Source organism: Anaerobiospirillum sp. NML120449, from assembly GCF_023051105.1.
Taxonomy (GTDB): Bacteria; Pseudomonadota; Gammaproteobacteria; order Enterobacterales; family Succinivibrionaceae; genus Anaerobiospirillum.
On sequence record NZ_JALKIL010000050.1, the window covers coordinates 1 to 19,240 of the forward strand.

General features: G+C 51.5%; 12 protein-coding genes. 9 read left to right on the plus strand and 3 right to left on the minus strand.

The features are described from left to right. Positions 1–90: hypothetical protein (locus MXE41_RS11370; RefSeq protein ID WP_247100573.1), on the plus strand; the 90-nt coding region annotated here is incomplete at its 5' end. An 853-nt stretch (positions 91–943) separates the two neighbouring features. Further along, entirely contained in the window at positions 944–1,936 is a 993-nt protein-coding gene (gene glpX / locus MXE41_RS11375) for a class II fructose-bisphosphatase (RefSeq protein ID WP_247100574.1), read from the plus strand. Between the two features lie 216 nt (positions 1,937–2,152). Here glpX and MXE41_RS11380 read toward each other — a convergent pair whose 3' ends face one another. Beyond that, a complete protein-coding gene (locus MXE41_RS11380) occupies positions 2,153–3,067 on the minus strand; it encodes a flagellin (RefSeq protein ID WP_247100575.1) in 915 nt (304 codons plus the stop codon). Between the two features lie 416 nt (positions 3,068–3,483). Next, the gene (locus tag MXE41_RS11385) at positions 3,484–4,398 is read right to left on the minus strand and encodes a flagellin (protein ID WP_247100576.1); all 915 of its coding nucleotides are present in this window, start codon (positions 4,396–4,398) and stop codon (positions 3,484–3,486) included. 642 nt (positions 4,399–5,040) lie between these two features. Here MXE41_RS11385 and MXE41_RS11390 point away from each other — a divergent pair. After that, a complete protein-coding gene (locus MXE41_RS11390; RefSeq protein WP_247100577.1) occupies positions 5,041–6,072 on the plus strand; it encodes a ubiquinol-cytochrome C chaperone family protein in 1,032 nt (343 codons plus the stop codon). A 1,091-nt stretch (positions 6,073–7,163) separates the two neighbouring features. Here the strand turns inward: MXE41_RS11390 and MXE41_RS11395 are convergent. After that, on the minus strand, positions 7,164–7,766 hold the full coding sequence (locus MXE41_RS11395; protein ID WP_246978807.1) for a super-infection exclusion protein B: 603 nt from the start codon (positions 7,764–7,766) through the stop codon (positions 7,164–7,166). Between the two features lie 1,082 nt (positions 7,767–8,848). On the opposite strand from MXE41_RS11395, the gene MXE41_RS11400 reads away from it, so the two are divergent. The 6 genes from MXE41_RS11400 (at position 8,849) to MXE41_RS11425 (ending at position 19,104) form a co-directional block, all read left to right on the plus strand. Next, positions 8,849–9,187, plus strand: coding sequence for a P-II family nitrogen regulator (locus tag MXE41_RS11400; protein WP_246978806.1), 339 nt, complete (start codon positions 8,849–8,851; stop codon positions 9,185–9,187). Between the two features lie 691 nt (positions 9,188–9,878). Further along, the gene (locus MXE41_RS11405; protein WP_246978805.1) at positions 9,879–10,487 is read left to right on the plus strand and encodes a transglycosylase SLT domain-containing protein; all 609 of its coding nucleotides are present in this window, start codon (positions 9,879–9,881) and stop codon (positions 10,485–10,487) included. A gap of 305 nt (positions 10,488–10,792) precedes the next feature. After that, positions 10,793–11,347: a D-glycero-beta-D-manno-heptose 1,7-bisphosphate 7-phosphatase gene (gene gmhB / locus MXE41_RS11410; protein WP_247100578.1), complete on the plus strand. Its 555-nt coding sequence runs from the start codon at positions 10,793–10,795 to the stop codon at positions 11,345–11,347. 371 nt (positions 11,348–11,718) lie between these two features. Continuing rightward, on the plus strand, positions 11,719–12,288 hold the full coding sequence (locus MXE41_RS11415) for a hypothetical protein (RefSeq protein ID WP_246978803.1): 570 nt from the start codon (positions 11,719–11,721) through the stop codon (positions 12,286–12,288). A gap of 254 nt (positions 12,289–12,542) precedes the next feature. Further along, the gene (locus MXE41_RS11420) at positions 12,543–12,776 is read left to right on the plus strand and encodes an LPP leucine zipper domain-containing protein (RefSeq protein WP_246914325.1); all 234 of its coding nucleotides are present in this window, start codon (positions 12,543–12,545) and stop codon (positions 12,774–12,776) included. Between the two features lie 2,035 nt (positions 12,777–14,811). Then, complete coding sequence (locus MXE41_RS11425) at positions 14,812–19,104, plus strand: exodeoxyribonuclease V subunit gamma (RefSeq protein WP_247100579.1); 4,293 nt, start codon at positions 14,812–14,814, stop codon at positions 19,102–19,104. The last annotated feature ends 136 nt before the right edge of the window (positions 19,105–19,240 follow it).

Sequence of the window (19,240 nt, forward strand, 5' to 3'; positions counted from 1 at the left end):
CCAGTAGCCATGGCCGCTGGTGAGCGCTTCGCTATCCGTGAGGGTGGCCGTACCGTAGGCGCCGGTGTTGTAGGCAGCATCATCGAGTAATTGTTACCTCAGGTAATGAATGCTCCAGTCAGCTTTGCTGACTGAAAAAGGCCGCAGGGTTTCCCCTGCGGCTTTTTTTTATCCAGAATCAGCGCCGCTCAACGCTCAGCTGCTGGCAGCCCATTGAGCCAGGCCCGACCGTCAGCCGCCCATTGACCGCCTGGCGCGGCGTCAGCCGCTGGCAGCCCATTGACCGTCCGGTACTGCCGCCAGCTGCTGGCAGTACCTTGAGCGCCAGGCCCAGCCGTCAGTCGCTGGCAGCCCATTGACCGCCCGGTACTGCCGCCTGCTGCTGCAGTCAGCCTGCAGACGATCTACTGAGCATCTGTCTTCCGCCTCTGCTTCCTGCCTTGGCACTGACCTGGACGGCAGCGCTAATAGTAGCAGTGTTAACAATAGTGCGTTGTGTGCAAAAGCACAAAGTGCACCGCTGTTGCCTCTGTGTGATAGAATGCCCCCGCCTGAGCAGGGCATGGTGCTTTTTATCAGTGCCTTTAAGCTCTGCTATGCAGGTAAAACAGCCAGTGACGCAGTTTTTGACAAAATCAGGCAGATGCATGATTCAGTTTTGTTATATTGCTCACGGTCTAATATTTGATTAGTGGCTATGTTATGAGCCATTAGAATTTGTTTTGGCTGTGCCAGCGCTCCGTCAGCACAATGCTGTACTATCCTTATGCGCACTGGCGTGCTCTGTGCCTTGCTTTCCTGAAAAAGCACACTGACATCACGAGCATGGCCCCATGGCAGGAAACTTTCCTGCACTCCCGTTTTCGCAGTCTGCACAGCCCATATCAGTATGCTGTGTTTTGCAGACCCATGGCGGGACAAGTAGTTTTTTCAAGAGGTTGTTATGGTTGATATCCCACATCTGGCTGACAAGAATCTGGCATTGGATTTAGTACGTGTAACTGAGGCTGGTGCCCTTGCTGCTGCCCGTCATTATGGACGTGGTGACAAGGAAGAAGCCGATGGTGCAGCTGTAGCAGCCATGCGTATTGCTTTCCAGTCAGTACATATCCGTGGCACCGTAATCATCGGTGAGGGCGAGAAGGACAACGCTCCTATGCTCTACAACGGCGAGAGCGTAGGTTTTGGCGACGGCCCTGAGCTTGATATCGCAGTAGATCCAATCGAGGGTACCAATGCTATTGCCTTTGGCCGTCCAAACGCCATTTCCGTAATTGGTGCTGTTGCCAAGGGTGGTATGTTCAACCCTGGTCACTCCTTCTACTGCAAGAAGATTGTAGTAGGCAAGGAGGCTGCCAACGTGGTCGACCTCGACGCTCCAGTTAAGGACAATGTACAGAAAGTAGCCAAGGCTCTGGGCAAGCCTGCTCACGAGATTAACGTATTCGTACTGGACAAGCCACGCCATACCGGTCTGATTCAGGATCTGCGTCTTGCCGGTGCCCGAGTCCACCTTTTCAGCGACGGCGACGTAGCCGGCGCATTAATGGCAGCTGACCCACGTCATCGCATCGATATGCTCATGGGTATTGGCGGCACTCCAGAGGCCGTAATTACTGCCTGTGCCATTAAGGGTACCGGTGCCCAGATGCTCACCCAGCTCAACCCTCTGTCCCTTGAGGAGCAGGCCTCTATCGAAGCCGACGGTATCTGCCTCAAGACTATCCGCAGCGTAGATGATCTCATTACCACCGATGCCTGCTACTTTGCTGCTACCGGTATTTCCGAGGGCGACCTGCTGCGCGGCGTTGACTACCGTGGTGAATACGCTGTTACCTCCTCCATGACCACCCGTGGCCGCACCGGTACCCAGCGCTTCATCGAGGCCTGGCACAACCGCAAGAAGCTCTCCACCATGAGCTCCATCAGCTACTAATCCATCAAGGGCCAGCTCCCCCACAAACCGCAAGGGTTGACCATCACGGATAAAAAAGCCCGCTGCACTAACCATGCAGCGGGCTTTTTTCTTAATGGGGAAAGAGCCTTGCCTGGAATATGTTTCATCCCAGGCACTGATAAACACGAAGCCCCTGTCGGTATGCCAGTAGGCCTATGCTTTCAGGGAGTCATCCCTGACAGGTAATGGTATTGATTAGCCTAACAGGGACAGACCCAGCTGTGGACGGGTATTAGCCTGCATCAGCATGGAGGTTGCAGCCTGCTGGATGATGGACTGCTGGCTCAGGTTGGCAGACTCTTCAGCGAAGTCAGCGTCACGAATACGGCTACGGGCATCAGCCTGGTTGGCAGAAACGTTTGCCTGGTTGCGTATGGAAGATTCCAGCCTGTTCTGGATAGCACCTAGTCCGGCTCTCTGAGCATCAACGGCACCAATGATCTTATCCATGGCAGCGATGGTAAGGGCGGCACCTGATGCAGTAGACATGTGCAGACCCTTGGTTTTATCCCAGAAAGTTTTACCATCAAGCTGACCATTTTTAATACCGGCCCATTCCATTGCCATGGAGAACTTCATGTTGGAAACATCAAAGGAGATGGTATCACCTTTGTTTGCGCCTACCTGAAGAACAAGCTGACCAATGCTCTTGTTATCATTCATGTAGATAGAGTTTGCGCCCTTGTCTGCGCCGTCCAGAATGGTCTTGCCACCGAACTTGGTCTGAGAGGCGATACGGTCAATTTCGGCTACCAGTGCTGTTACTTCTGTGTCCAGGGCCTTGCGGTCTTCGGCGGTATTGGTGCCGTTGGAAGCCTGTACAGCGAGGGTACGGATCTTCTGCAGCATACCGGTCATTTCGTCCATGGCGCCTTCAATGGTCTGAGCCAGGGCGATACCATCAGAGCTGTTGCGGTTGCCCTGATTTAAACCATTAATCTGGGTAGTTAAACGGCTGGAGATCTGCAGGCCGGCTGCGTCGTCCTTGGCAGAATTAATTCTCAGACCTGAAGAGAGTCTCTGGTAGGTCGTAGTCAGCTGGTTCTGCACATTATTGAGATAGCGGCGACCATTCAAACTGGACACATTGGTATTTACATAAACAGCCATGGCGGACTCCTGAATTTGCTTAACAAAACTGTGCTGATGATGAAGCTATGAGGTGATTATTACGCCTTCATCCAGATTGCTTATGTAAACGAAATACAAAAGATTGTTGTTATTTTTACGCCCTGAAATGTATTTTGGGAGTCTTATAAAGTATTTACACAAAAATATAGATACATTAACGACATCTATAATGTATCGAATCTAAATATAAACAACCAGTTATATATCGAATTTAAGTTACGATTATATTCTTACCAAATGTATGTGCGCATTCATTTCTTGCTGAGGGGATGTGTGCCTGGTAGTGGCTGTTTCCACAGATAAAAAGGAAAAAGCTCCCTGATCGCCTGGATCAGGGAGCCTCTGCTTTCACCTGATTACAGGTTGAAAGCTAATAGCAGTATGGTAAATATCGATTAGCCTAACAGGGACAGACCCAGCTGTGGACGGGTATTAGCCTGCATCAGCATGGAGGTAGCTGCCTGCTGAATGATGGACTGCTGGCTCAGGTTGGCAGACTCTTCAGCGAAGTCGGCGTCACGAATACGGCTGCGGGCATCGGCCTGGTTGGCAGAAACGTTTGCCTGGTTGCGTATGGAAGATTCCAGTCTGTTCTGGATAGCACCTAGTCCAGCTCTCTGAGCATCTACAGCACCAATGATCTTATCCATGGCAGCAATGGTGGCAGCGGCACCGGAAGCAGTGGAAAGGATCAGACCCTTATCCTTATGCCAGAATGAGTCATTGCCAATCTTAGCGTCCTTAAGACCAGCCCACTCCATGGCTTTGGTGAACTTCATGTTGGAAACGTCAAAGGAGATGGTATCACCCTTGTTTGCACCTACCTGAAGTACGAGCTGACCAACACTGCCCTTATCATTCATGTAGATAGAGTTTACGCCTTTGTCTGCGCCGTCCAGAATGGTCTTGCCACCGAACTTGGTCTGAGATGCGATACGGTCAATTTCGGCTACCAGAGCAGTTACTTCTGTGTCCAGGGCCTTGCGGTCTTCGGCTGTATTGGTGCCGTTGGAAGACTGTACTGCCAGAGTACGGATCTTCTGCAGCATACCGGTCATTTCGTCCATGGCGCCTTCAATGGTCTGAGCCAGGGCGATACCATCAGAGCTGTTGCGGTTGCCCTGATTTAAACCATTAATCTGGGTAGTTAAACGGCTGGAGATCTGCAGGCCGGCTGCGTCGTCCTTGGCAGAATTAATTCTCAGACCTGAAGAGAGTCTCTGGTAGGTAGTAGTCAGCTGATTCTGCACATTATTGAGATAGCGGCGACCATTCAAACTGGACACATTGGTATTTACATAAACAGCCATGGCGGACTCCTGAATTTGCTTAACAAAACTGTTCTGATGATGAAGCTATGAGGTGATTATTACGCCTTCATACAGATTGCTTATGTAAACGTAATTCAACAGACTGTCGCCACTTTTACGCGAAAAAATGTATTTTGGTAGTCATTCTATGCCTTTACACAGTAATCATAGATATTACAAATGATGGTTTTTATGTCATGTATAAATATTGTCAATAGCTTATATAAGGTGTTTTGTGTGAGTCTTTATGGGGTGTAAGCGACATGGGCATGAAATATTTGATAATAATATTTAAATATCTGTTACACAAAAAATAATGTCCAATCATGTAGCAAGATCTTCAGGCCAATGGTCTTGCGCCATCTGTGTCATCTCTTTCTTTATATTCTGCTTACTGTTCATTGCTCCAGCCTCATACACTCCCATAAATCCATGTGACCTTTATCACTGCGGTCATCATGGTAAAGAAGGTCCCTGGTTTGTGAGGCGCAGCGCCTGGTTTTGCGATTGCTGCTCAACAATGAAAAATATATTGTTCACAGTCATGAGTCAGAGCTAAGTAAGTCATGCTAAGTTAGATACAATATGGTATGTATGGCCTAAACCTTAAGGTGTCCTTTGGGACCAGGAGGAGACAGTAAAATGGGCATCCATTACACCTTCGATGCTGATCTGGACACTGTTTTACAGGCAGCAAGCAATGAAGACCTTGCAGCTCTGGTGCAGTTTATCAAGGCAGCCTCCCGTACCGAAAATCTGACTACTGATGACAGTTTTGTGCGCTTTTATCCTGACCATACCCGTTATGCTCATGTCATAAGTGCAGAAATCCGCAATTTCGGCGGCCATACAGTAGCTAACATGCTGCGCCGTGGTAAAGGCCCTGACTACCGTACCGTAGTGTGCGATGTGCTGGAGCATCTGAAAATCAGCTTTGAAGAGCAGGACAATATCTTCGCTCTTGAGCGCCGTCTGCTGGCTCATGTGCTCAAGGACATGTACGGTCAGATGGATGAAGAACAGCGCAATATGCTGGTAGCTGAGATTGGTCAGTATCAGAACCAGAACGCGTCCCAGGAAAATGCCATAGTAGTGAGTGCTCTGGAAAGCGGAGATTTCCGTCTGCTCTCTCCAAAGGCAAGACTGTTCCTCGCCGGCCTGGTATCAGGCGCCATCTCCCGCATCATGGGAGTAACCGAACTGGTCTCTGTCCTTGGCAATATTGTAGGAAGCTCCGTTAACAGAATGCTTACCAGCCTTGAAAAGCCAATGGACTGGCTGGTATCAGCTCTCAACTCCATTATCGAGTTTGGCGGTCCGGCATGGCGTGTTACTGTCCCTTGCGTCATTCACGTAGCAATGCTGCGCGTCAAGCAGTCATCAAGCCTGCTTGAGTACCGTGGTCCAAAGCCAGGTGACAATATCCTCCCACGTCACAGTGCAGCATCATCAACAGGTACTGAGGCTGCAGCAGCTGCAGCTGCCCCTGGGACAGCTGGCGCCGCCGCCGCCGCTGACGCTGCTGCCGCAGCGGCTGCTGCGCAGGCTGAAGATGAGCCTGAGGAAGACTGCTCTGACGTCAAAGACACTCCAGCTGGCGAGCTCTATGATGACCTCATGGATCCGGCACCAGGCACAAATGACGTCTCAGATGCTCAAGGCAACAGGAGCTGATCCCTGACCGCCATTAGGCAGGACCAAACCTCTGAGGATTAATGTCCTGAAAGAAAAAGCCCTCCACACCTTGCCAGTGTGGAGGGCTTTTTTGCATCTGGAGATTTGCGCATGCTGTGAGGCTGGATGCGCTGTGAGGCGGGATGCCCTGTCAGCATGGATGCGGTGTGAGGCGGGATGCCCTGTCAGCATGGATGCTGTGTGAGTCTGGATGGTCGTGAGGATGGATTCCCCGCTGTATTCTTGCCAGGTATTGCCAGGTGTCAGAATATGGACTTGGGCGATTAATATTGTCCTGGAAACGGTTTTTTCTATTACCAATTAATGGGTACAGCCAGGTATGAACGGCCTGGCTGTCTAATTTTGACGCCCTGTCTGAAAAATGGCGCTGCTAAAAACAAGGCCTGTAATGGCAGGTTGAGCTCAAGTATGCCTGTAAATGATGGCAGCTACTGCCAGGCAGAGTTGCACATTGGCTGAGTTGAGCATTCACAGGGCACTCACAGAGCGCCGCTATGGCTATGAGCATGCGCGCTTGCTGTATGTTGAGCTGCAGTTTCTGCAAGTCACAATGGGCTTTGCTAATGCTGCGTCAGCACGCGCTGCAGCGCTGCCGTGGAGCTCTTCCAGGGGATTTGATCCAGTTGGGGGCAGCAGCAGTCAGCAGGGGATTTCCTGATGGTCCATGAAGTCAGCTGAGATCTGCTCTTTGTTGTCTTTCAGGGGCAGAGAGTGCCATGACTGGTTATACGTAGACTGGTGATGCCTCGTTTGCCTGGATGGGATGCTCAATGGTAAAGCCGATTATGAGGCTTATATCTGACTATGCAGTCCTATGGCGGATACTGAGAATGGAGCCATGGTCATGGCCGTGCTGGCAGTGCCGGTCTTGCTTGCCTGCAGGGTGAGGGAGCTGTGGTGCTGATGTGGCTGACTGGATGGGTTGGCTGGTGCTGATTTGGCTGAGCTGGATTGGCTGGGCTGGATTGGCTGGGCTGGATGCGTTGGTGGGGGATGATTTTGGGGAGCACAAATGAAAAAAGACGTGTCCGGGGACACGTCTTCTTTTCAGTTAGTGAGTCAGGTGCTTATCAGGCAGCCTTGATACCGCGATAGGCGCGTGGCATTACCTTCTTCTCACGGGCGAAATCTGGACGGGCATTCATGATCTGCTCGAGCATCTCGTCGTTCATCTTGCTGCGGGTTAAACCAATAGCACGGTAGGTGATGAATGGACGGGCCTGCTTGGTGATGATCATAGGAACACGGCTGGTGCTCTCGTCAGGGTCACCTACTACGTTTAAGATACCGGAGTCGGTCAGGGAACGTACAGTAGGCTCAGCCTCTGGCAGGTAAAGTACAGACTTGCGCTGGAGAACGAACTCACGCAGTAAGGCGCGCTCGGCAAAGTCCAGACCCTCAACAGTGGTCTTCATGGCATTCTGCTCTTTCTTTACGCCGCGGCTGTTTAACCAGGAACCCATCAGGGCAATGATGGCCTGGCTGATGAAATTGGACAGCTCAACGATTAAAGCTAAGTAGAGGTAGGTCTTGTTGGCAGCAACCTGGTCGGCCAGCTCCTGAGATACGGACTCTAACGGAAGAACAAGCAGTAAGGCGGTAACGCAGAACAGCCATAACATGACAATGTTTAAAGTCTTGTTTGCAGCGAATACAGAGTGACTATTTTCCATCGTACTAATACTCCACTTATCGAAAATCGGCTCAACTAACTAAAACAAATAAGGTGTTCCCCAAATTGGGGAATTTCGTGATTTTCCCTAGATTGAGCAACTCCTGTGCCACCTGTTGAAAATGGCCTGTATATCGCATTTATGGGCTTTATAAAGGGCCCGGAACAGGGCGATTTTAATTGTCGACGTCGGGAAATTGTCAGGCGTTTTCAGGCAAAAGCGTATAAACTATGCTGCGTCGTGACAGTGCAAGATCTCTGAGAAAACGCTCAAAACGGTGTTTTGTGCCCGGATAGGGGGCAAAACACAGATACGACATGCGCGTATCCCGGATTTCGCTTAAAGTATGGTCAGGGCAGCAGGACTCTCGTGATGACTTTAGGAGAGTGCTGCCAGCAAGGGAAATGTGGTTCCCCTGAGCATCAGACAACAGTCTTATATGGGCTTATATGCATATGGGCACTAAAATAGTGCAAAATCCATAAAGATATGGTTTTTCTGACTTAAGTTTGTGACCGTACTGACGTATATATAGCCGGATTCTGGAGGCATAAACTCCAGTTTTCCCTGTGCCCATGGCGGCATCTGTCCCTGACAGTTAATGTGCTCATTACAGGACCCGTTTCCTGCAGAGGTTCAGAACCTGTGCTCGTCTTCTGTGAGCCAGCCCCTGTGGTGAGCTGCTCAAAGACGGATCTGAAAAGTTATTTCTGGACCCGACAGGATGTCAGACAGTTGTGGTCTGCTCCTGCGCGTAGCTTCCGTTACTCAGGCTGATACCGCCTGTACCCTGCGGTACAGGATGTACCTGCAGCTGCCTTGCAGCTGCTGTCAGACGGACAGACACGCATCACAGCCGGATCGGGATGAGCCATTAATTATGAATGCTTAAGGTGTGGAGTGTTCAGCAGGCCGCGCTCAGGCGCGCAGATGGCCCTGTGTCATCAGCAATGGTCTGAATCCTGTTCTGGTTGAGTTTTAGGGCCGGAAACGGTCACTGTGTTGAATTTTTGCACTTCAGGGTGCTCAGGTAATGGAGGCGCGCTTTCTCTCTGGATACGGGGAAGCGGCGTAAAACAGTTATGAAGAAAATTGTTGCTATTATTAAGCCTTTTAAACTCGATGATGTTCGTGAGGCCTTAAGTGCCAACGGAATCTCAGGCATGACCGTTTCAGAAGTAAAGGGATTTGGTCGTCAGAAGGGCCATACCGAACTTTACCGTGGCGCCGAATATGTTGTTGACTTCCTGCCTAAGGCCAAGATTGAGCTGGTGGTTAAGGATGAAGATGTAGACAAGTGCATTGAAGCGATTACCAAGGGCGCACACACCGGCAAGATTGGCGACGGTAAGATCTTCGTATCCTCCGTCGAGCGCGTTATTCGTATCCGTACTGGTGAAGAAGGCGAAGACGCAATCTAACAGCACCCTGCTGTCCGCTTTAAAAAAAGGCCCATCAGCCACACTGGCACGTGCAGCGCGCCGTGCTTAACTGATGGGCCTTTTTTCATGTCTGCGGCATGCCGGAGCTGCAGTTCTTTACGCCCGGCTTGCCTGCTCCACGGCCTGGGTCAGCTCCACGACCAGGGGCAGCTCAACGGCAATGACCTGCTCGAGTACCATGGCCATGTACAGGCCTCACTGAGCAGAGCGTGGGCTTACCTGGGGGCCGTCCATGGGACCAGCCCGGAAGCTGGCCCGGAAGCCGGCAAGAGGTATGCAGCTTTTGAGACTTCAGTACCGGCTGCGTCCAGTATGCTTGCAGCTTCGGTCAGCTATGAGTTGAGCTTCAGTCCGGGATGATTGCCAGTCAGGGAAATTGGGGGACTGCCTGGCCGGGATGTAGGCTGATTGCCCGGCTGGGATGTGTGGCGATTGCCCGGCTGTGATGTTGGCCTGTGGGGGCGGCTTTGCGGGCATCCTGGCTGGTGTATCTTGAGGGTGGCGCAGAAGGGGATTTTTACAGTCAAGGGTGGCTGTTGCGCACTGAAGATTACGGCGAAAAAGTTATAATAGAGAGATTGCATTGAGGGCCTGATTTGGCCCTGTCTGGCTACTCAATCTCTGGTAGCCGGGGCTGGAGTATCGAGAAACGAGAGAAAGGAATTCTTTGATGAGAGCAATTGAGATTAAGAAAGCGAGTATTAAGGCTCTGGCGGCTGCCATGGCCTTGGCAGGCGCTCTGGTAATGAGTGGCTGCTCTACCTCACCTCCTGCCAATCCCGACAATATCTGCTCCATCTTCCAGGAAAAGGACAGCTGGTATACCGAAGCTCACAAGGTACATAAGAAGTATGGCGTGCCTGTCAATGTGGCCATGGCCATCATGTACCAGGAGTCCGGCTTTGTTGATGATGCCCGTCCTCCTATGCGCTGGTTCCTTTTCATTCCTTATGGTCGTGGCAGCTCCTCTTATGGCTATGCCCAGGCTCAGGATGAGGTCTGGAACGACTATGTTGACCAGGCCGGCTCATTCTTTTCAGACCGCGATGACTTTGGTGACTCCCTAGATTTCATTGCCTGGTACATGATCAAGACCCGCAAGACCAACAATATCCCTCTTACTGATGCCTACAATCAGTATCTCAACTATCACGAGGGCTGGGGCGGCTACAAGCGCGGCACCTACAAGTCCAAGCCATGGCTGATTCAGACTGCCCGCAAGGTCAGCAACCGCGCCAACATCTACCGTCAGCAGCTCATGCACTGTCAGCTGTACTGACAGCTGCCCGCTCAGCAGGGCCCCCTGATCTGGCTGATGCCTGTTGATGGCCGGACTGCATGCTGCGCACAGCCGCGTGGCTGCAGCCACCGCCTGGCTGCAGCTCCGCAGGGGTGCAGAGCGCCGCGTGCGCCATGCTGCAGGCATGGACGGTGGCTGGGACTTCATGCCCTGACTTTCAGCCGGAGCGGCTGCCGGGGCGGCTGCCAGGCAATTCTGGTCAGGAGTGATTTGATACAATACCAGGGATCGGGAGTATGCTGTGCTCCTGATTTTCAATGCGTGATTATTAGCAGAGGTTAGCAGTGCACAAGGCAGTTTTTTTTGATCGCGACGGCGTGATTAACCGTGATCATGGTTATGTGGGTACCCTGGAGCGTTTTGAGTTTATCCCGGGTGTGGCCGAGGCTCTGGCTGCCATCAAGAAAGCATGTTACAAGACCATTCTGGTAACCAATCAGTCAGGCATTGCCCGTGGGCTTTATACAGTTGACGATTTTGATACCGTAACCGAGTTCATGCAGGGGCAGCTTGCTATGGCCGGCGCTGCCTTTGACGGAGTCTATTTCTGTCCTCACCATCCTAATGCTACCGTGGCCAAATTCCGCTGCGACTGCTCATGCCGCAAGCCTAAGCCGGAGATGTTTCTGTGGGCCAGAAAAGAGTTTGACCTTGATATGGAAAACTCAGTAATGGTGGGTGACCATGCCTCAGATCTTCAGGCTGCTCAGGCAGCCGGAGTCAAACGTCTGGTGCTGGTGGGCGAGCATATAGAAACCGAATTAAAGCATTTCCCTCAGGCTGAGACTTTCAACAGCCTGCCTGAGTTTGCCATGTCTTTTTGCCGTCAGGCAGGCTAATGGCTTAAAGAGAGGCCATCCCGGGGCTGCCGTGGGCATCCCGGGGCAGCCGGGCTGCTGCCCATGCCTGTCCTTATGATAAATAAGCTCTGATGCTGCCAGGTGCTGGCGGCATCTTTGAGTCTGCGGCAGGTGCGACTGCAGGAACGACCATGACCTGTGGACCAGCCGTCATGTGCCTGTGACGCATCTAGTCTGTATGAGCCGGGCCGAAAAGAATCAGTTCCGTCACGTTGGAGTGTGGAAGACGGAGGCAGCTGAGCAGATAAACACCTTAAAGGCCATGCTGTTGCCATGACCTGCTGCAGAGATCTGCTGTAAGGACCTGTGGTCCCAAATTATGGAATATTAAGTGATCTAGGAGTATTTAATTGAAGATTAATGGCCGTAAAGCTGTGCTCTCTGTAATGGGTGCATCGGTTCTGTTCCTGGCTTCATGCACAGGATATAACAACACAAGCATTCCCAATGTCCCTTATCACAATCTTGATGTGCACAAGCAGACCCATCTGCTGACCTCAACTGACAGAGTATGTATCTTCAATGGCGGTGACATGATTACCGATACTGGTACCCGCTATAAGAACTCTGGCCGCTTCATGCACAAAATTCTGGTTACCACCATGCAGCAGTACAATGTCGACGGCGCCGTTGACATGAAAGCCGTTCATGCCGAGGACGTAAAGCCTGTTGATCTGCAGGAAAAGGCCCGTGAAAACTACTGCAATGTCATCGCCATTTCCCGTCCGGTATTCTGGGTGGATTCGCAGATAAGCCCGGGCAATGTGGGCCTGAATGTTGATATGTATGACACCTCCTCTCTGGAGCTGATCAACTCTGTTACCTTAAATGCCCGTTCTCAGTACATCAGAGACATGTTCCTTGAAAAGACTCCGCTGCGCCCTGTAATTGAGAAGTATGTAGACACTCTCTACCGCTGATGATTCAGGCAGTCCATGAGTATTTGAGGCAGTATGGTGCAGTGCACCATACAGGCACAGCCTGTGGCAGGCTCAAACTGACAAAGGGGTCCTTTTAGACGGTATCCTGGTACATATGGACAAATTTGATGTCAGGTTTGAGGATCATGGACGTATTTATTCATGGATTATGTGCCCATAATGGATCTTTTGTATTAGAATGGTCCCAAACAGCGTCAGCTGTTTTCTGTTTGAACAGTATCGGAGAATTTTACATGAACAAGTTCACTGCCGTTTTAGGTGCAGCTGCTTTAGGCGCTACTTTATTAGCTGGTTGCAACAGCACTTCTTTAGACCAGTTAAACGCCAAGGTTGACGCTATTGCAGCCGACGTTGACGCTTTAAAGACCCAGCAGTCCAAGTTAGCTAACGACGTTGCTTTTGTTAAGTCTGATGCCGCCCGTGCCAACGAGCGTTTAGACAACCTGGCCCGTCGCTACAAGAAGTAATCTTTACTGATTGCAAGCTGGCGTCTGTGTCAGGCACTGCCCGGCATAGAGCTTTAATCTAAAGGGTTTGATCTCAGTTATCAGACCCTTTAGTCGTTTATGGGCCATCTCAACAGCTCTGGTCCATCGCTACAAGTCGCCTCTCAAAACAAACCTCTCCAATAAACAGGCCAACCGGGATAAACTAACCGCCAGCAGGCTCAGCCTCCCGTACGCTCCTGTCCGGTCAGCTTCTGTCAGCTCCAGCCTCAGGTCACCCCCACATCCTTTCGGATACTGTCAGCTTCCGCCTCAGGTCACCCCCACATCCTTTCGGATACTGTCAGCTTCTGCCTGTGGTCAGCTTCTGTCAGCTCCAGCCTCAGGTCACCCCCACATCCTTTCGGATACTGTCAGCTTCCTCCTCAAGTCACCCCCACATTCTGTCGGATACTGTCAGCTTCCGCCTGCGGTCAGCTTTTGTCAGCTCCTGTCTCGCGTTAGCTTCATTCATTTTCCCCACCGCCAGTCATACGGCCACAAGGCCAGTCAGCTCATTATCTGTCCTGTCATCCAGCCGGTCAGATCTTCACCTGAACATCAGGCCATCACACCATCCAGCTGTACCGTCATTCTCAGCAGGGCTCATCAGCCACGGACATACTGTATTTGCTGCCATAGACCAGTGCAGTCGCCGAGCGCACCTCAATCCTTGCTCCAGGTCTCAAGGCAAATCTGGCTCAGTGATATGCTCTGCTGCGCTGTGCATAGTCTTGCAGAGCACTGCTGATCCGTGCCGAATAACCCATACTGGTCTGGTCTTCTGGAAGTGAGAGTCCATAACCTGACTTTGCCTTATGACCGTCTTTCTTCATTTCAAGTATCGCAGTCACTGCCTGCAGCATCTGGCCTTAAGGCCATGCCCCTTTACCTCAGTCTGGCGGTAAGTCAGACAGCAATTACTCCACTCCCGCCCGTAATTAATCTTTCTATTACCAGGCCACAGCACTGAAGAGTTGTAATCCTGTCTGCTTTACAAAGTGCCATTATGAACAGCCCGCAGAGTGGGAAGATAGTAAGCCTCCGCTGCGTGCTTGGAGTTGTGACGATTATTGCGCCTGGCCTGTACATAAGCATGGAATGCGGCCGTGCATGAAAGCTGATTGTGCCCATATTCTTTTTCATATGCAGAGCATCGTTCAGTTGCTGGTCATGGCTGAGATTGCGCCAGCACACCATGGGCATGTCGGTGGCTGCGCCAGCACACCATGGGCATGTCGGTGGCTGCGCCAGCACATGGTGGGCATGTAGGTAGTTGCACCAGCACGGCACCGCATGGGCATGGTATATCGGGCCTCAGGAGGGGCGTGCAGAGGCATGGCAGGGCTTCATCAGCTGCTTATTGCTGCAGCCTGTGAGCCCGTTGGGTATTTTTCCCGAGGGTTGGTAGCAGCCAGCACCAGCATCGGCTTCGCCTCAGTGCTGCATGCCTGGGCCTGTGGTTCATGGTATGGCTGCATTGGCAGCTGGGGAGTACCTTTTCACTGGCAATGAAGCCTGCGGCTCTGGTGCTGTTATGGCTGCATCAGCCGCTGCACAGTGCCTGTACACTTTCAATGTCTGCCTGAAGCTATCGTGCGGTTGGGATGGTGTTGTCAGGCCATGATGCCTCCCTGGGCTACGGTCTGAACCAGGACTCTGGCCGTTGAAGGCTGGTGGATGAGACCGGCCTGAGTAGCCTAGGTGGATGGCGGGCCAGAGGACATGGGCAGGGTAGCAGACAGCTCACATTGTCACAGCTGGTTTATGGGACGAGGCGGTTTTGCTGATATTATGATGGTCTGGCAGTTTTTTTCTGTATTCCCATGCCCGCATTCTGCCTGCAGGGCGGCTGCAGCCGCCCTGGGCAGCCTGGTCGGCCGCAGAGCCGGCAGGCAGACTGCACCAGGGGGCAGGTGCAGCTGGCTACAGGCCGGCTGTGGAACTTTGCAACCTGCCTGCAGGTCGATATACAGACCGGACCAGATTTATTACTCAGCTGCAAAAAGGAGTATCTGTGAACAACGACAGACAGTCAGTAAAGGGGCTTTCCCTGTACATGTCCAATAACATGGAAACCCTGGCCGATATCTGCGCCATGATCATGTCAGAGTATCCTCTGCGTGACCCTTTTACCCATGAAAAGGCTGTAGTAATGAACCTTGGTATGGGTACCTTCCTTTCCCAGCGTATCGCTGTTCAAAACGATATTTTCTGCCTGTGCGACTATCCACAGGTATGGCAGTTCATCTACGAAACCCACCGCCTGCTCAATCCCGATGCTCCACGTCAGGACCTTTTTGACCGTGAGCATATGACCTGGAATATCTTCTCCCAAATTAAACTGTGGTACTCAAACGAGCCTGCAGTAGATGCCTATGGTGCCCGTCGTGATCAGGTGCTCAGCGCCGGTTCTGCAGCAAGGGATATGCAGAGCAGGTCTGGTGCTGCTGACAGCCGCTCTTCTGATTTGTCATCATCTGATGACCTGGGCTCCGACATGTCCGGTGATGAAGGCCACGATCGTGGTCCTGGCAGCATTTACTACCGTCTGCGCCGCTATCTTGATGATGATGTCTACGGTGACAAGGCCTACAAGCTCTCAGCCAAAATTGCAGATACTCTCGACCAGTATCAGATGTACCGTCCCCGCTGGATCCTTGAGTGGAACCGTATTCCACTGAGTGCTTTTGATGATTACGAAAATGATCCTGATGACATCTCCAATCCTGTAAATCTCTTTATTGAAGAGGAGTGCCGTCGCTTTGTCCGTGAAAAGAGCGGTGTTAATTCAGCCATAAAAAAGGCAAGGGGTAATGCTGAAAGTGATGATCTGGACATTGGTCCGCTCGGTCAGAATCTGGTTGATGGCGAGGATGCACTTGCCGATGGTGTTGACAATACCGGTGGCGGGCTGGAGCTGGGCAAGTCAGGTGAGCATGTCAGTGCCGAGCGTGTGGACAGAGTAAGAAATCTCTTTCGCAATAATGTCTGGCAGATCAAGCTGTGGTGTACTTTGCGCTACAACCTCAATCTGCTCTCCAGCGATGACATAGTGCCTAATGATCAGCAGTCGGAAAAGTTCGACTGGCTGCTGCACAATCTCGATCGCTCCCAGATCATGAACAACCTCATCAAAAGACTGCGTGAGACTAAGAGCTTTGATCATGTTGAGGGCATGTATGAGCGTATCTTCGTCTTTGGCGTAAGCTCGCTGCAGCGTGTGGTTATCGAGTTCCTCGATGCCCTGGCTCTGCACTGCTCGGTCAATGTCATGCTGCTCAACCCATGTCGTGAGTACTGGGCTGATATTGCCCCACGTCATCGTAACGATTTTGATAAATACGTACAGATGATTCAGCAGTCTACCCACAGCATTCATGACCACAAGCGCAAGCTCAAGGTCAAAAAGAACTATCTTGAGGTCCCGGCTCTCAATCTGTCCCTGTCCTCTTATGATAATGCCGGTGAACGTGTTGAGGGTCATCCGCTGCTGCTTTCCTATGGCCGTCAGGGCAGAGACAATCTGTATATGTTCTTTGACCGCGACCCTGTGCCTGACAATATCTCCTGTTTCTCCGAGCCTGATGTAAAAGAGGAGTTTGAGTCTCAGTACGCCATTCATAATCATCAGACAGTAGAGGAGGTAAGCGGAGGCAGTCTGCTGGCCTTTATCCAGAAGCAGCTCCTGGAGCTTGAGCAGCATCCAAGTCGCTATCTCATTGCCGATGATGATCGATCCTTTTCCGTACACTCCTGTCATACCCGTCGCCGTGAGGTAGAGGTTCTGCATGATGCTCTGCTCGAGCTGTTCAACAGAGCGGCCATTGAGGGTGAAGAGCTCTATCCGCGTGACATCGTGGTCATGGTGCCGGCTATTAACGAATATGCTCCGCATATTTCGGCTGTCTTTGGTGGCTCCTTCAAAGAGGGTAACAAGGACTATATTCCTTTTGTTATTTCCGACCGTACTGAAACTGAGGCCAATCCTGTAGGTCAGGCCCTGCTGCGCCTTCTGGAAATAGGAACTGTGCGTATTACCTCGGCTCTGGTGCTCGAGCTGCTTTCAGAGGAGGCTATCTCCCGCCGCTTTGGCCTGGAGCGTGATGATGTCGATGTCATTGCCCGCTGGATTAATGAGAGCAATATCTTCTGGGGCCTTGATGATGAGGATGCCTCAAAGCTCTCCGAGGTCAATATTCCTGGAACCTTTGAGCAGGGCATGGACAGAATGATTCTGGGCTCCATGCTCGGAGACAGCAATGTCATGCCATGCTACAGCGAAATTGAGGGTATGGACGCAGTTATCCTGGGACGCTTCTGGGACTTTATTCAGGCCCTGCGTGAGCTGCGCAGCTACTTTACCCCTGAACTTTCACTGTCTCCTGAGACCTGGTCCAAGGAGCTGCGTGACATGCTGACCAGCCGCTTCTTTGATGATTCTGAAGAGACGGAGAAAGCGCTGACTCCGGTACACAATGTAGTTGAGAGCCTCAAGACTGTCTTTGGTCACCTTGATCATCAGCCAAGTATCAATCTTCCTGTATTTGCTGCCACCCTGCGTGAGGGACTGACCTCAGAGCGCAACTTCCGTCCTTTCCTCAGAGAAAAGGTCAATTTCTGTTCTCTGGTTCCTATGCGTGCCGTGCCTTTCAAGCATGTGTTCATTCTGGGACTTAACGATCATGACTTCCCACGTGAAGAGCGTGCCCCGGGCTTCAATCTCATCAGCTCCAATGAGCTCTTTGAGCGTGGTGATCGCTCCCGAAGCATTGACGATCGCTTCCTCTTCCTTGAGGCCATACTCTCTGCCCGTAAGAGCCTCTACCTTTCCTATATTGGTCAAAGCCCTGTTGACCGTACCGTACTCAATCCGTCCATTGTGCTCGATGAGCTTCTGTACTACGTATGTGACAGCTGCGCATTAAAGGGCTTTGAGAATGTCACCAAGGGCAGGCGTCAGAGCATGGTGCTCGACCGTATCCTGATCAGAGAGCATCTGAACTCCTACAACCAGGGAAATTACACTGCCCCTTCGTGGTCCGAGCGCAAGCAGGCTCACAGTGATGTTCCAGCCAGATTAAGCGATCTGAAGGTTCCAAGCTTTAACCGTGGCTTCATCATGACTGACGGCATATCAAGACACAGTGCTCCAATGCTGGCAGACGGTATTTTCTTCCCTGAGGCGGCCGACAGCTCCTCAGTGGTGCTTGATCTGCGCACTCTAAGTCAGTTCATCAGAAAGCCGTCTGACTACTTTGTACGCAACCTGCTGCGCATTCGTCTTGATAACAGTAATGATGCCTCAGTAAGAGAAGATGAAAACTTCTCCATGGACAGGTTTGACAGCAATATCATTGTCAATGAGATGCTGCGCCTCAAAGAGGAGGATCGCGAGAACTATCTGCAGAACAAGGCACGTCTTGGCGGCATGCCTTATGGCATTTTCAAGAACAGGCTGCTCACTGAGATTGCTGACAGGAGCACCATTATGACCACAGCTCTCAAGGAGAACTTCAATATCTCCTCCTACAGCGATATTGAGCTGATGCAATGTGGTAACCGTGAGTTCCAGCTGACTCTGCCACGCTCTTTATTTGATGGTGTCTGTCCTTATCCTCTGCTTGATCTGGCGCGCATGCAGGAGTCTTCTCTGGCTGTCAGCCCTGACCCTCAGTCAGGCAGAGCCATGAGGGAAAGCATGCTCAGTGACAATGGTCAGTGGGTCAATTTTGTCATCACTCTGCAGGCTGCAGCCATGAGCCGTCCGGTGCTGGCCGATCCTTTTAAAGGCAAGGCAAGAAGCGCCAGTGCCTCAGGAAAGGCTCAGGTTGAGGCCGTACCGGCATGGCATGACACTGTCTCCTTAACCAGAGATCATAAGGACAATGTCAGCACGGTTATGAAGATGACAGTGGAGGCTGTTGCCCAGTATCTTTATGACAGCGGACTGAGGACCATCAGCATGGTGGACAACAAGGGTAATGTCTTCACTCTGGACAGCTTCAACTCTGATGAAATGGCTGTGACCATCAATATGATGCTTATTGCCTGGCTTGCAGGTCAGGCTGCTCCTTTCCCTTGCATGGCATCACTCAACAAGAAGTGCGTCTTTCAGGACGGTGTTCCTGTGGTGGTCAACAAAGAGAACTCTTCAGACAACAGCAGCTTTGATTACGATACCGCCAGTACTTATCTCTATGGCGATCTGGACAGCATGTTAAGCAACAGACGCCTCATGCAGCTAAGTCGCTGCTGGCTGGACTACTACCTGACCATACTGGCCCCGAAGTTCAACGCCGGCAGTTAACCGAGCTCACTCACAGGCTCCAGCTCAATGCCATCCTGCAGTCTGGCAGTCCGGGGCGGAGCCCTGGTTTGAGCAAATGCATCTTTATAAGGTTATGGTATGTGCCTTGCCATAACTGTCACCAGAATACGGGCAT

Bases quoted from the DNA above. Each gene is read 5' to 3' on its own strand.
- MXE41_RS11385 (WP_247100576.1), bottom strand. From the start codon at position 4,398: ATGGCTGTTTATGTAAATACCAATGTGTCCAGTTTGAATGGTCGCCGC.
- MXE41_RS11405 (WP_246978805.1), top strand. From the start codon at position 9,879: ATGAGAGCAATTGAGATTAAGAAAGCGAGTATTAAGGCTCTGGCGGCT.
- MXE41_RS11400 (WP_246978806.1), top strand. From the start codon at position 8,849: ATGAAGAAAATTGTTGCTATTATTAAGCCTTTTAAACTCGATGATGTT.
- MXE41_RS11420 (WP_246914325.1), top strand. From the start codon at position 12,543: ATGAACAAGTTCACTGCCGTTTTAGGTGCAGCTGCTTTAGGCGCTACT.
- MXE41_RS11380 (WP_247100575.1), bottom strand. From the start codon at position 3,067: ATGGCTGTTTATGTAAATACCAATGTGTCCAGTTTGAATGGTCGCCGC.
- glpX (WP_247100574.1), top strand. From the start codon at position 944: ATGGTTGATATCCCACATCTGGCTGACAAGAATCTGGCATTGGATTTA.
- MXE41_RS11395 (WP_246978807.1), bottom strand. From the start codon at position 7,766: ATGGAAAATAGTCACTCTGTATTCGCTGCAAACAAGACTTTAAACATT.
- MXE41_RS11390 (WP_247100577.1), top strand. From the start codon at position 5,041: ATGGGCATCCATTACACCTTCGATGCTGATCTGGACACTGTTTTACAG.